We start from the raw sequence: 13,128 nt of genomic DNA, 5'->3' as shown, positions 1-13,128 counted from the left end.
GACCTCGCCCCGGGCAGCGCGCTCGCCGCCCGCATCGCGCCGCTGCTGGACCGGGACGCGGCGGGTTGGCACGCGCTGATGCTGCCCGCGGGCCTCACCGACCAGGCCGCCTTGCGCGCTGCACTCGCCGGCGAGCCGGGTGCCCTGGTCATCGACCTGCGCGGCGAGCTGAGCACCCTGCTCGGCGACGCCTCGCTGCGCGCCGGGCTCGCGGCCGGGCTCGGTGGGGCGCTCGTGCTGGCCATGCTCGCCATCGGCCTTGGCGGGCTTGGCGCCGGGCTGCGGGCGGCGCTGCCGATCGCCGGCGCGCTGCTGCTCACCATCGCGAGCCTTTCGGCCCTCGGCGAGCGGCTGAACCTTTTCCACCTGGCCGCCTGCCTGCTGCTGGCCGGGATCGCGCTCGACTACGCGCTGTTCCTGCGCGGGCTCGACGACGGCACGCCAGCGCCGGAATTGGCACGCACCCTGGCCGCGGTGCTGACCTGCATGCTGGCCACGCTGCTGACCTTCGGCCTGCTCGCCTTCTGCGCCACGCCGGTGCTGCGCAGCATCGGGCTGACAGTCGCACTCGGGGTGGTGTTTGCCTTCCTGCTCGCCGCCATACTGGCGCCACGCCGGGCGCGCACGACATAATGCCATGATGACCCCCCTTCGCATCACCGCGATGACGGCGATCAGCGCCATCGGCACCGGTCTCGCCGAGACGCGCGCGGCGCTGCATGCGCGGCGTGGCGGGTTGGCGCCCTGCACCCTGCCCGGCATGCCGACGGGCATCTGGACCGGGCAGCTCCGCGACGCCGACCTGGCGCCGATCCCAGAACCGCTCGCCGCCTTCGACTGCCGCAACAACCGCATCGCCGAGGCGGCCCTCCGTCTCGATGGCTTTGCGGCCGCGGTGCTCGATGCGCGCGAGCGCCTGGGTGCCGCGCGCGTCGCCGTCATTCTCGGCACCAGCACCTCGGGCATCGAGGAGACCGAGCGCGGCTATGCCCAGCGCGACGCGCAGGGCGCTCTGCCGGCGTCGTTCGACTATGCGCGCACGCACGACCTGCATTCGCTGCCGCGCTATGTCCGCGCGCGGCTCGGGCTGCGCGGGCCCGCGCTGTCCATCTCCACGGCCTGCACCTCCGGCGCGCTGACCCTGCTCGAGGCGGCGCGGATGATCGAGGTGGGCATCGCCGATGCCGTGGTCGCGGGTGGCGCGGACAGCCTGTGCCGGCTGACGCTGCACGGCTTCGCCTCGCTCGAACTTCTCTCCCGCGGTGCCTGCCGGCCGTGCAGCGCCGACCGGGATGGCATATGCATCGGCGAGGCGGCCGGGCTGCTGCTGCTGGAACGCGCCACGCCGCGCGACTCGGGCGGGCTGGGCCTCCTTGGCGCCGGGGCGTCGAGCGACGGGCACCACATGTCCTCGCCACATCCGGACGGGCTCGGCGCGCTTGCGGCGATGCGCGCCGCCCTCGCCTCGGCGGGGCTTGCGCCGGCCCAGATCGACTTCGTCTCCATGCACGGCACCGGCACCCGGGCCAATGACGCGATGGAAGACCGCGCCATCGCGCAGCTGTTCGGCGACGCCGTGCCGGCCAGCAGCACCAAGGGCTACACCGGGCATACGCTGGGCGCCTCGGGCGCGCTGGAGGCGGTGTTCGCCGGCCTCTGCATCGAGGACGGGCTGATCCCCGGCTGCCTCAACATCGAGGCCGGGGATCCTGGTTTCGCCACGCGCATCGCGGTCGGCAACGGCACCGGTCGGGTCGATCGCGTGCTGAAGAACGCCTTTGGATTCGGTGGCAGCAACGTATCCCTCGTCATCGGGCGCTTGGCGTGATCGCGCTCTCGGTGCGCGGCATCGCGGTGCTGGGTCCGGGCCTGGCCGGCTGGGCTGCGTCGCGTGCCGTCCTCGCCGGCGATGTACCGTGGGAGGCGACGCCTTTCACCCCGCCGCCGCCCGCCCTGCTCGCCGCCACCGAACGCCGCCGCACCAGCCCCGCCGTGCGCCTCGCCCTTGCACTCGCGACCGAGGCCGCCGAGGCGAGCGGGCTGCCGCCGGAATCGCTCGACACGCTGTTCGCCAGTTCCAATGGTGATGGCCAGGTGATCGGCTCCATCCTCGCCGCGCTGCAGGAGAGCGAGGTCGCGATCTCGCCCACCCAATTCCACAACAGTGTGCACAATGCGGCGGCCGGATACTGGGGAATCGCCGCCGGATCGCAGCGCGCCTCGACCAGCGTGGGAGGCCATGACTGGGTGTTCGCCTCGGGCCTGCTGCAGGCCGCGATCCAGGTGGCGGCGACCGGGCAGCCGGTGCTGTTCTGCGCCTCCGACACGCCGCTCGACCCGCCGCTCGCGGCCAAGCGCCCGACCGCCTGCGCCTTCGGGCTCGCGCTGGTGCTCGCCCCGGGCGAGGCGCGGCCGGGATTGCGAATTTCATACGCGGCGGAGCCTTGCGACGAGGCGCCGCTCGCGCTGGACAATCCCTGCGCGCGCGGCCTGCCGCTGCTGGCCGCGCTTGCGGCCGGGCGTCCCGCGGTGCTGCGCTTCGCGATGCTGGACGATGCGCATCTGCGCGTTGAGCTCACGCCTTGAGCATCGCCGCTCTGATCCCGCACCAGGGCGCCATGTGCCTGCTCGGCGCCGTCACGCGGCACGATGCGGAACACATCCTGTGCACCGCGACCTCGCACAGTGACACGACCAACCCGCTGCGCCGGGATGGGCTGCTGCCCGCCATCGCGGGCGTGGAATATGCCGGGCAGGCGATGGCGCTGCATGGCGCGCTGCTCGATGGTGCCGCCCAGCGGGCGGGGTTCCTCTCGGCGGTGCGCGGCCTCACGCTCGCCGTCGCGCGGCTCGACGATATCGATGCGCCGCTCGAAGTCAGCGCGACGGCGCTGGCGCGGGAGCGTGCGGGGCTTATCTACAGTTTTCGCATCGCTGCCGCCGGCGCGACGCTGCTCGAAGGCCAGGCCACCGTGATGCTGCCCGCATGAGGCGCGCGTTGGTGACCGGCGGGGCGAGCCCGATCGGGGCTGCGATCTGCCGCGCGCTCGCTGGCGAAGGCGTGCATGTGACCATCCATGCCCATGCCAACCTCGCCGGTGCGCAGGCGCTTGCGGCGGAGCTCGGCGGCCTGGCGATCGGCTTCGACATCACCGACCACGCGGTGACGGCGGCGGCACTCGAGCCGTTGGCGGCGGAGAACCCGTTCCAGATCCTGGTCCACAATGCCGGCGTGCATGACGACGCGCCGATGGCCGGAATGCGCCCTGAACAATGGCACCGCGCCATCGCCGTCTCGCTCGACGGCTTCTTCCACGCCGCACGCCCGTTGCTGCTGCCGATGATGGCGACGCGGTGGGGCCGCATCGTCGCCATGGCCTCGCTCTCGGGCGTGGTCGGCAATCGCGGGCAGGCGAACTATGCCGCCGCCAAGGCAGGGCTGATCGGCGCGGTGAAGTCGCTCAGCCAGGAGGTCGCGGCGCGCGGCGTCACGGTGAACGCCATCGCGCCAGGCATCATCGAGAGCCCCGCCGCGGAAGCCTTCAGCCCTGAGCGCATCCGCGCGCTGGTCCCCGCGCGCCGTGCCGGCACGCCGGCTGAGGTCGCCGACCTCACGGCGTTTCTCTGCTCCGACCGCGCCGGCTACATCACGGGGCAATGCATCGGCATCAATGGCGGGGCGGCCTGAGGCTGCGCCACAGCCCCTGCGGATACATGCCCCAGGCCAGCAGCCGACCGGCGACCATCAGCACGATGCGCGTGATGTCGGCCACGGGCCGGAAATGGCTGTGCCGCTGCATCGCGCCATAGAGCGCCGGAATGTCGATGGCGTGAATCGCGAAGCCATCCCGCGCCGCGTCGATCAGGATCGCGCTTTCGAACGAGAACCGCTGCGAGCGCCCCTCGTACCGATCGAGCGATTGCAGAGCGACCGCGGGGTAGGCGCGAAACCCGCTCTGCGAATCGGCGATGAAGCATCCGGCCGCCCAGGAGACCCAGAAATCCGCAACGCGATTCGCGCGCCTCCGCGCCGCCGGCGCATTGGCCTGGTCCGCACGTCGTGAGCCGATGATGATGGCGCGCGGTGTGGCGAGCGCGACCGCGACCAGCCTCGGCAGGTCCTGAGCACGATGCTGGCCATCGGCATCCATCGTCAGCACCCAGGTGGCCCCCTCCGCCATGGCCGCGCGCATGCCGTTGCGCAGCGCGGCACCCTTGCCGGCATTGGCGCTCGGGCGCAGCACGCGCGCGCCGGCGGCCTCCGCGATGGCGCCGGTGCCGTCGGTGGACCCGTCATCGACGATGAGCAGCACGGCCGTCGGCATCGCCGCCCGGACGCCGGCGATGATGGTCGCGATGGTTGCCGATTCCTGGTAGGCGGGGATCACGATCGCGATCTCGGATTGCGCCGCGTTCATCGTGTCTTGCTTTGCCGCGGTTGATCGTTTTGATTATGACAAGTATCAACCTTCCTGCCAAAGGCGCCCCATGCCGCTCGACGCGTCCAGCACCGAAAGCCTGTCCGGATCCGAGCTCAGGACCTGCGATGTGCTCATCATCGGCGGCGGCCCGGCCGGATCCACGGCGGCGGCCATCCTCGCGGCGAAGGGGCGGAGCGTGGTGCTGATCGAGAAGGATCGCCACCCGCGCTTCCATATCGGCGAATCGCTGCTGCCACAGAATCTTCGCGTGTTCGACACGCTCGGCATCCGCGAGCGCGTGGCCGCGATCGGCGTGTACAAGCCCGGAGCGCGCTTCGTCTCGGACGAGCACGGCAAGCACGTGACCTTCAACTTCGCGCAGGGGCTGAACCAGGCCTACACCTACAGCTACCAGGTCAAGCGCGCCGATCTCGACGCGCTGCTGTTCGCCCGCGCGCGCGAGCTCGGCGCCGAGACGCGGGAGGGCATGCGCGTCACCGACGTGCAGCTCGACAGCGCGCGCGGCCACCGCATCCTGGCCACCGATGCCGAGGGCGAGCAGCACGCCTGGCATGCACGCTTCGTCATCGACGCATCGGGTCGCGACACCTTCCTCGCCGCGCATATGCAGGTGAAGCAGCGCAACCCGCACAACAACACCGCGGCGATGTTCGCGCATTTCCGCAACGTGGCGCCCTTCGCCGAGGCGGAAGATGGCAACATCACCATCCACCTTTTCGAGCACGGCTGGTTCTGGATGATCCCGCTGCCCGGCGATGTGATGAGCGTGGGCTGCGTCTCCAACCAGGGCTTCTTCAAGCGCCGTACGGGCGAGATCGATGATTTCCTCGCCGCCACCATCGCTGCCACGCCCTCGATGGCGCGGCGGATGGCGAATGCGGAGCGCATGACGCCCACCACCATGACGGGCAACTACTCCTACGCCTCGAAGACCATGACCGGCGATGGATGGCTGATGGCGGGCGACGCCTTCGCCTTCGTCGACCCGGTCTTCTCCTCAGGCGTGCTGCTGGCGATGGCGAGTGCGGAGATGGGTGCGGAGGCGGTCGACACCTGGCTTGATGACCGCGCGGCCGCCGTGCCCCAGATGCGCGCCTTCGAGCACAAGGTGCGTCGCGCGATCGGGTCGTTGTCGTGGCTGATCTACAAGATCAACGACCCGACCTTGCGCGACATGTTCATGGAGCCGCGCAACCGTTTCCGCATGCGCGAGGGGCTGGTGAGCCTGCTGGCCGGCGACGTGCATTCCAACACCAACCGGCAGCTGCCGGTGATCGCCTTCAAGGCCTGCTACTACGGCCTGAAGGTCGCGCGCTGGTTCGGCTACCGGCCCGGTGCAAAGGGTATGGAGCGGATTTCGCGCGCCGCCTGATCTAGCGGATGCGCGCGAGCATGTGGCGGTTGTTCGTCGCATGCGCGAAGACAGACCCCACCTGGTACCAGTGCAGCAGTACGGCTTCACGCAGCAAAGCGACGAACGGCACGCGCGGCGCGTCCTCCGCTGCGCAGGGCACCAGGCGCAGCCCGAGCCCTTCCGCCATGGCCAGGCCACGCGCGAGATGCGCGCGGCTGGTGACCAGCAGGTCGGGTGTCGGCGCCGGCGCGAAGCCCTCGCGGTAGGCGCGTAGGTTCTCCAGCGTGTGGCGCGACGCCTCCTCCACGACGACGCGGGAGGTGGCGACGCCGTGCGCGGACAGGAAGTCGCGCCCAGCGGCCGCCTCGGAGACGGTGTTGCCATCCGTCACGCCGCCGAGCAGCACCAGGACCATGCGCGGATCATCGGCGGCCAGCCTTGCCGCGCGCAGCAGCCGCGCCTGGTAGACGGCACAGGGGGCGCCGCCGGTCAGGCGAAAGCCCAGCACCAGCGCGCGCGCGCCCTGCCCCGTCACGGGCGACGCCCGCGCCACGCGCCGCACCTGGGTGAACACCAGCAGCAGCGTAACGCCGAGGCTGCCCAGCACGACGAGTAGCGACAGCAGCGCGGTGAACGCGCCATCCGGCCCGAGAAAGGGCTGCCGCCTCAAGACGCCTGGGTGCGCCACGCGATGCCGGCCTCGCGCGCGCCGGAGGGCAGCGCGGCATAGGGGGCCTGCAGCCAGGCGAGCACGTCCTCGGCTACCGCGGCACCGCCACGGTCGCGCAGCAGCTGGTGGAAGCCGGTCGGGTAGAAACCCACCATGACGGGCGCCGCGGGGTCGAGCGTGTCCAGCACCGCCCGCGTCGGCTCGGGCGGCACCAGCAGGTCGCGTCCGCCATAGAGGATCAGCGCCGGCTTGCCATCCGCCCCCAGCCTCGGAGCAGCCGCCACCGCCGCATCCATCAGGTCGACCAGCCCGAGCGCCGCGTCGACGCGCGTCTGGCGCAGGATCAGCGGGTCCCGTGACCAGCGGATCAGCGAGGCCTGGTTGTCGGTGGGCACCACGCCGGCGACGCCGCCGCTCAGGATCGCGGCCGGCAGCGTGACGGCGGCGAGCGAGAGGGCGAAGCGCAGCGCGCCCGACATGGTGTTTCGCCCCCATACCGCTGGGGCCAGCAGCACCAGCGCATCGGCGGCGAGCGGTGTGGGGCCGGTCGCGGCGAGCATCGCGACCGAGCCGCCCATGCTCTCGCCCATCAGCACCAGGGGCACGCCCGGGTGGCGCGCGCGCAGCAGGGCGCAGGCGGTGGTGGCATCGGCCGCGAGCGTCTCATGCCCGGCCCAGTAGCCGCGATTGGGTGCCGCGCCGAAGCCGCGCTGGTCGATGCCGTACAGCGCCACGCCGCGCGCGTTGAACAGCGGCGCGGGGTCGGCGAGAAAACTGCGCGCATATTCGTTGAAGCCGTGCAGGCCGAGCACCACGGCGCGGGGCGCATCCTCGGGCAGCCAGGAGCGCAGCGGAAGGCGCGCGCCATCCGCCATCACCAGCACCTCGCCCTCCACCATCGGCTGGGTGCGCGGCGGCCCCATCGGCAGCACCACGGGGGTGCAGGCGGACAGGGCAGGAAGTGCGGCGAGCAGCGTGCGGCGGTTCATGGGCGAGCGCGAGTATGGGGTCGCCCTTGCCCCCTTGCCAGCCCCGGCCCGCATGGCGGCATGATGCTTGCTGCACCGTTCGCGTTCCGAAGGACTTGCCATGGCCCCGCCCCCCGCCACCCGCTACCGCCTGGGCTTCGACATCGGCGGCACCTTCACCGATTTCGTGCTGCTCGATGCCGCGACCGGCGCCATCCGGCTGCACAAATGCCTCACCACGCCGCAGGATCCGGCCGAGGGGGCGCTCGCCGGCATCGCTGCGATCTGTGCGGAAGCGGGCATCGCGGTGGCCGATATCGGCGAGCTGCTGCACGGGACGACGCTGGTCACCAATGCACTGATCGAGCGACGCGGGGCGGTGCTTGGCCTGCTGACGACGCGGGGATTCCGCGACACGCTCGAATTCGGGATCGAGCAGCGCTACGACATCTACGATCTGTTCCTGCGCTTTCCGGACCCGCTGGTGCCACGCCGCCGGCGCATCGAGATCACCGAGCGCATCGCCCATGATGGCCGCGTGGTGACGCCGCTGGATGCGAGCGCGGTGCGCGCGGAAGGCGCGCGGCTGGTGGCGGAGGGATGCACCGCGATCGCCGTGGTGTTCCTGCACAGCTACGCGAATGCCGCGCATGAGCAGGCAGCGGGTGCGATCCTGCGCGAGGCGTTTCCGGGTGTGGCGGTGAGCCTCTCCTCGGAGGTCGCGCCGGAAATCCGTGAATACGAGCGCAGCGTGACCACCTGCGCGAATGCCTTCGTGCAGCCTTTGATGGATCGCTACATCGGGCGCCTCACGCGTGAGCTCGCCGCGCAAGGTTTTGCGGGCACGCTGCGGCTGATGCAATCCGATGGCGGGCTCTGCGCGCCCGAGACGGCGCGCGCCTTTCCGATCCGGCTATTGGAATCCGGCCCGGCCGGCGGCGCGCTGGCCACCGTGCTGTTTGCGCGCGAGGCCGGGCTGCCCGACGCGCTCGCCTTCGACATGGGCGGCACCACGGCCGAGGCCTGCCTGATCGAACACGGGGCCGCGGCCGTCGCGCCGATGATGGAGGCGGCGCGCGTGCACCGCTTCAAGCGCGGCTCCGGCCTGCCGATCCGCGCGCCCGTGGTGGACATGATTGAGATCGGCGCCGGCGGCGGGTCCATCGCGGGCATCGACGAGACAGGGTTGTTGAAGGTCGGCCCGCATTCGGCCGGCGCCGATCCGGGGCCGGCCTGCTATGGGCGCGGCGGGGAGAGCGTCACCGTCACGGATGCGAATTTGCTGCTGGGCTATTACGACCCGGGCTTCTTCCTCGGCGGCACCATGGCGCTGGACGTGCCGGCGGCCGAGCGCGCGCTGGCGACGTTGGGCGCAAAGCTGGGCCTGTCCGCGATTGCGACCGCGGCGGGCATCCATGCCGTCGTCTGCGAAGCGATGGCCGGGGCCGCGCGGATCCACCTGGTCGAGAAGGGCCGCGACCCGCGCGGGCACGCGATGGTCGCCTTCGGCGGCGCCGGCCCCGCGCACGCCGCCGATGTCGCGCGCATCCTGGGCATCACCGAGGTGCTGATCCCGCCGGCCTCGGGGGCTGCCTCCGCGCTTGGGTTCCTGGCGGCACCGCTGGCCTTCGAGCAGTCGCGCAGCGCGCTGATGCCGCTGGGTGCGGGCACCAATTGGGCGGCGGCAAACGCCACGTTGGCCACGCTGGAATCCGAGGCCCGGGCGCGCCTCGCGGCCGCCGGCGTCGCGGCCGGCAACATGCGCGTCGCGCGCAGCGCCGAGATGCGGCTGCTGGGCCAGCTGCACCAGATCGCGGTGCCGCTGCCCGAGGGCGCACTCGCCGCCGCCTCGCTGCCCGCGCTCGCGGATGCCTTCGCCGAGGCCTATCGCGCGCTCTACACCCGCGTCGTCGATGGCGCGGAGATCGAGTTCCTCGCACTGCGCGTGCGCGTCACCGGACCCGAGCCGGAGATCGCCATCTCCGGCGCCGTCGCGGGCGACACCACCGGCCCCGCGCGCAAGGGTGGGCGACGCGCGTATTTCGATGGCGCCTGGCATGAGACCGCCGTCTATGACCGCTACGCGCTCGCCGTCGGCACCACCCTGCCCGGCCCCGCCATCATCGAGGAGCGCGAGGCAACCACCATCATCGGGCCAAACGACAGCCTCACCATCGACCCCGCACGCAACCTCCGCATCCAGGTTGGCGCCGCCCGCGCGGCCGAGGCGCTGGTCACGCCGGGCATGACGCTCGCCGTCGCAAAGGCGCGCATCGAAGCCGACCCGATCGGGCTCGAGATCATGTGGTCCCGCCTGATCTCCATCGTCGAGGAGATGTGGCAGACGGTGTGCCGCACCGCCTATTCGCTCATCATCTCGGAGAGCCAGGATTTTGCCAACGAGATCCTGGACCCGCAGGGCAATCCGCTGGCGCATTCGCCGCGCGCGATGCCGCTGTTCAACCTCACCCTCACCCGCTGCGTGAAGGCGCTGCTCGAACACTTCCCGACAGAGACGCTGCGCGAAGGCGACGTGCTGGTCACCAACGACCCGTGGCTGTGCGCGGGGCACCTGTTTGACATCGCGCTGGTGACGCCGGTGTTCCACCAGGGGCGCCTGGTCGCAGTGTTGGGCACGGTCGGGCATGTCAGCGATATCGGCGGCGTGAAGGACCCCACTGCGGCGACGGAACTATTTGACGAAGGGCTGCTGATTCCGCCGCAGAAACTCTACGCCGCCGGGTTACCGGACAAGACCCTGCTGCGCATGATCCACGCCAATGTCCGCAACCCGGACCAGGTGCTAGGCGACGTGCAGTCGATGATCACCGCGAACGCGCTGGGCGCGCGCAGGCTCGATGCCTTCATGACCGAATACGGCATGGCGGACCTCGCCGCACTCGCCGCCGTGGTGCAGGGGCGCAGCGAGGCGGCGACGCGCGCGGCGATCGCGGCAGTGCCGGATGGCGTCTATGAATCCTCGTTGGAAAGCCGGCCGCACAAGGAAATCCGCCGCTTCTCGCTGCGCGTCCACAAGGCCGGCGAGACCATCCATGTCGAGCACTTCGACACGCCGGCGGAGGAACCGCGCGGCGGCGTGAACTGCACCATGAACGTGACGATGGGCCATTCCAGCTACCCGCTGAAATGCATGCTCACGCCCGCCATCCGCGGCAATGCGGGGTGCTACGCCCCACTCGCGATCAGCGCACCGCCGCATACGGCGCTCAACTGCGATCCGCCCGCGGCGGTGGCGCATCGCACGCGCATTTCCTGGTGGATCGGGCCCAACCTCTATCGCGCGCTGGCTCCGGCGATCCCCGACAAGGTGCAGGCCTTCACCGGCATGCCGAAGGCCTTCGGCTTCTACGGCCGCAACAATTTTGGGCGTGTCGCGTCGGACCATTTCTTCATGGGCGGCGGCCAGGGCGCCTCGCAGCGGCAGGATGGAAAATCAGGGCTACTGTTTCCAACGTCCGCGGCCAACACGCCCGTCGAATTGCTCGAATCGCGCATGCCGGTGCTGATCCTGGAGAAGACGCTGGTCGCCGATACCGGCGGCCCAGGCACCATGCGCGGCGGCCTCGGCCAGCGCATGAAGGCGCGGCGGCTCGATGATGGCGAACCCGTCTCCATCGGCCTGTTCCCCGAAGGCTATGGCCTCACCGTCGAAGGCCTGTTCGGCGGCGCGCCAGGTGGTGCCGCCTATGGCCTTGTGCATCGTCCCGACGCGACGCCGCACAACGTCACCACCGGTGAGATGGTCACGCTCACCGCCGCCAGCACGGTGATCGAGGCGCAGATCGCCGGTGGCTCCGGCTTCGGTCCCGCATCCGCGCGCGACCTTGACGCGATCGCCGCCGATCTCGAGGACGGGTACATCACGCGCGAAGGTGCGATGCGCGATTACGCCTGCGTGTTGACCCCCGATGGCCGCATCGACCCCATCGCCACCGCGCGCCACCGCGCGCCCCTCGAACCCGCCACGGGAGCCGAATGATGACCACACGCCGCAGCATCCTCCACGGCGCCGCAGCCCTCGCCGCGCTGCCTTCCGCCGCCTGGTCTTTCGAGCGCGACGGCAACCGCAAGGTGCTCGTCTTCGCCGGCAACCAGGCGGTGCCGAACCTCGACCCGCATGTGCGCTACGACTGGTCCACGCGCATGATCCAGCAATCCGTCTATGATGGGCTGCTGAAATACGTGGGCTCGCCGCCGCGCATCATCCCGTGGCTTGCCGAGCGCTACGACGCTTCGGCCGATGGACTCACCTATACCTTCCACCTCGACGCCCGAGCAAAATTCCACAATGGCGATCCGGTGGATGCGGAGGCCGTCGTCTATTCCTTCGCGCGCGGCCTGCGCCTGAACGCCGGCATCGCCTGGATGCTGAAGGATTTCCTCAAACCCGAAGGCATCGTCGCGGTGGATCCGCGTACCGTGCGCTTCACCCTCGAACGGCCCTTCGCGCCCTTCATGAGCTATGTGCCGTGGTGGTACATCGTGAACCCGAAGCAGGTCATCGCGAACACGGTCAACAACGACGAAGGCCGCGCCTGGCTCACGGAAAACGAAGCCGGTTCCGGCCCCTTCAAGCTGCGCCGCTTCGACGCCAACACGCTCATCCACATGGATACCGTGCCCGACTACTGGAAAGGCTGGCCGATGGGCGAGGCCAACCGCCTCTCCGGCATCATCTACCGCATCCTGCGCGAAGCCGCGCCGCGCCGCGCGGCACTCCAACGGCGCGAGATCGACATCGGCACCAACTTTTCCCCCGACGACATGGGTCAGCTCGCGCGCCTGCCCGGCATCCGCCCCGAGGACCATCCCGGCTTCACCTGCTTCGGCATCAAGTTCAACTGCGCCGAAGGGCCGACTGCGGACGCCAACCTCCGCCGCGCCATCGCCTTCGCCTTTGACTACGACGCGCTGATCACCATCCACAATGGCGGCGCGCGCCTGATGGACAGCCCCTTCCCGCCAGGCATGGCCGGCCACATCCCTGTCCCCGGCATCCCGCGCCGAGACCTGGAAAAGGCCCGCAGCTTCCTCGCCCAATCCCGCTTCCCCAATGGCAACATCGAGCTGGAATACGTCCACGTCCAAGGCCTCGAAGACCCGCGCCGCATCGGCCTCGCCCTGCTCGACAGCCTCCGCCCGCTCAACATCCGCGTGAACATCGTAGGCCAGCCCTGGACCACCATGGTCGCACGCGGCTCCAAGCCTGATACCGCACCACACATGACATCGATTTACGTCACACCCGTGGGCACCGACCCCGACACCGTCGCCTACCAATACCACCGCGATTCCTGGGGCCTGTATTACGGCATGTCCCACTACGACAACGCCGACGTCTCCCGCATGATCGGACAAGCCCGCGGCATGACCGACGAAGCCGCGCGCCTCGCACTTTACGCCGACATCCAACGCCAGATCGTCGCCGACCAACCCGAACTCTTCGGCATGATCGCCAACCGCACCTGGGCCATGCGCGATTACGTCAAAGGATTCGAATTCTCGCCGATCCGCTTCACCGGCGAAATCGACCTGTACCCGGTGTGGATCGAAGGGTGATGCGGGAGGGAGCAAGCATGGAGGCTCCGCCTCCAAACCTCCGCCGGGGATCGTGTCGATCCCCGGACCCCTCCCTTTGTGGTTCTGGGTTGGGGAGGGGTGTGCTTGCTGAAT

General features: G+C 70.3%; 10 protein-coding genes and 1 pseudogene. 8 read left to right on the top strand and 3 right to left on the bottom strand.

The genetic code is table 11. The annotated features are described in order from the left end of the window. From GXW79_RS18210 to fabG, 5 genes and pseudogenes are all read left to right on the top strand, one after another. Positions 1 to 633 (top strand): annotated as a pseudogene (locus tag GXW79_RS18210) (MMPL family transporter); the annotation flags it as partial. A 4-nt stretch (positions 634 to 637) separates the two neighbouring features. Beyond that, positions 638 to 1,828, top strand: a complete 1,191-nt coding sequence (locus tag GXW79_RS18205) for a beta-ketoacyl-ACP synthase (protein ID WP_246504105.1) — start codon at positions 638 to 640, stop codon at positions 1,826 to 1,828. Further along, positions 1,825 to 2,586, top strand: a complete 762-nt coding sequence (locus tag GXW79_RS18200) for a beta-ketoacyl synthase chain length factor (protein WP_211875864.1) — start codon at positions 1,825 to 1,827, stop codon at positions 2,584 to 2,586. Before GXW79_RS18205 ends, GXW79_RS18200 begins: the two co-directional genes overlap by 4 nt. After that, entirely contained in the window at positions 2,583 to 2,990 is a 408-nt protein-coding gene (locus GXW79_RS18195; protein WP_211875863.1) for a phosphotransferase, read from the top strand. The genes GXW79_RS18200 and GXW79_RS18195 overlap by 4 nt, the downstream gene beginning before the upstream one ends. Beyond that, positions 2,987 to 3,688 (top strand): 3-oxoacyl-ACP reductase FabG, encoded by a 702-nt coding sequence (gene fabG / locus GXW79_RS18190; protein WP_211875862.1) that lies wholly within the window; start codon positions 2,987 to 2,989, stop codon positions 3,686 to 3,688. Before GXW79_RS18195 ends, fabG begins: the two co-directional genes overlap by 4 nt. Here fabG and GXW79_RS18185 read toward each other — a convergent pair. Beyond that, positions 3,669 to 4,418: a glycosyltransferase family 2 protein gene (locus GXW79_RS18185; RefSeq protein ID WP_211875861.1), complete on the bottom strand. Its 750-nt coding sequence runs from the start codon at positions 4,416 to 4,418 to the stop codon at positions 3,669 to 3,671. The genes fabG and GXW79_RS18185 overlap by 20 nt on opposite strands. Positions 4,419 to 4,488: 70 nt before the next feature. Between GXW79_RS18185 and GXW79_RS18180 the strand changes: the two genes are divergently transcribed. Continuing rightward, positions 4,489 to 5,814 carry an NAD(P)/FAD-dependent oxidoreductase gene (locus GXW79_RS18180; RefSeq protein ID WP_211875860.1) on the top strand — a complete coding sequence of 442 codons (1,326 nt, stop codon included), beginning with the start codon at positions 4,489 to 4,491 and terminating at the stop codon, positions 5,812 to 5,814. A 1-nt stretch (position 5,815) separates the two neighbouring features. On the opposite strand, the gene GXW79_RS18175 is transcribed toward GXW79_RS18180, so the two are convergent. Further along, positions 5,816 to 6,466, bottom strand: coding sequence for a YdcF family protein (locus GXW79_RS18175; protein WP_211875859.1), 651 nt, complete (start codon positions 6,464 to 6,466; stop codon positions 5,816 to 5,818). After that, positions 6,463 to 7,455, bottom strand: a complete 993-nt coding sequence (locus GXW79_RS18170; RefSeq protein WP_211875858.1) for an alpha/beta fold hydrolase — start codon at positions 7,453 to 7,455, stop codon at positions 6,463 to 6,465. Before GXW79_RS18170 ends, GXW79_RS18175 begins: the two co-directional genes overlap by 4 nt. 100 nt (positions 7,456 to 7,555) lie before the next feature. On the opposite strand from GXW79_RS18170, the gene GXW79_RS18165 reads away from it, so the two are divergent. Next, entirely contained in the window at positions 7,556 to 11,434 is a 3,879-nt protein-coding gene (locus tag GXW79_RS18165) for a hydantoinase B/oxoprolinase family protein (protein WP_211875857.1), read from the top strand. Beyond that, the gene (locus tag GXW79_RS18160; protein WP_211875856.1) at positions 11,434 to 13,014 is read left to right on the top strand and encodes an ABC transporter substrate-binding protein; all 1,581 of its coding nucleotides are present in this window, start codon (positions 11,434 to 11,436) and stop codon (positions 13,012 to 13,014) included. Before GXW79_RS18165 ends, GXW79_RS18160 begins: the two co-directional genes overlap by 1 nt. The last annotated feature ends 114 nt before the right edge of the window (positions 13,015 to 13,128 follow it).

Origin of the sequence: Plastoroseomonas arctica (assembly GCF_018128965.1) — a bacterium.
Taxonomy (GTDB): domain Bacteria; phylum Pseudomonadota; class Alphaproteobacteria; order Acetobacterales; family Acetobacteraceae; genus Plastoroseomonas; species Plastoroseomonas arctica.
The sequence above is the reverse complement of the archived record's forward strand: the minus strand, read 5'-3'. Positions and strand labels throughout refer to the sequence as shown.

Coding starts and splice junctions, on each gene's coding strand:
- GXW79_RS18165 (WP_211875857.1), top strand. CDS start 7,556: ATGGCCCCGCCCCCCGCCACCCGCTACCGCCTGGGCTTCGACATCGGC.
- GXW79_RS18160 (WP_211875856.1), top strand. CDS start 11,434: ATGACCACACGCCGCAGCATCCTCCACGGCGCCGCAGCCCTCGCCGCG.
- GXW79_RS18185 (WP_211875861.1), bottom strand. CDS start 4,418: ATGAACGCGGCGCAATCCGAGATCGCGATCGTGATCCCCGCCTACCAG.
- fabG (WP_211875862.1), top strand. CDS start 2,987: ATGAGGCGCGCGTTGGTGACCGGCGGGGCGAGCCCGATCGGGGCTGCG.
- GXW79_RS18170 (WP_211875858.1), bottom strand. CDS start 7,455: ATGAACCGCCGCACGCTGCTCGCCGCACTTCCTGCCCTGTCCGCCTGC.
- GXW79_RS18180 (WP_211875860.1), top strand. CDS start 4,489: ATGCCGCTCGACGCGTCCAGCACCGAAAGCCTGTCCGGATCCGAGCTC.
- GXW79_RS18205 (WP_246504105.1), top strand. CDS start 638: ATGATGACCCCCCTTCGCATCACCGCGATGACGGCGATCAGCGCCATC.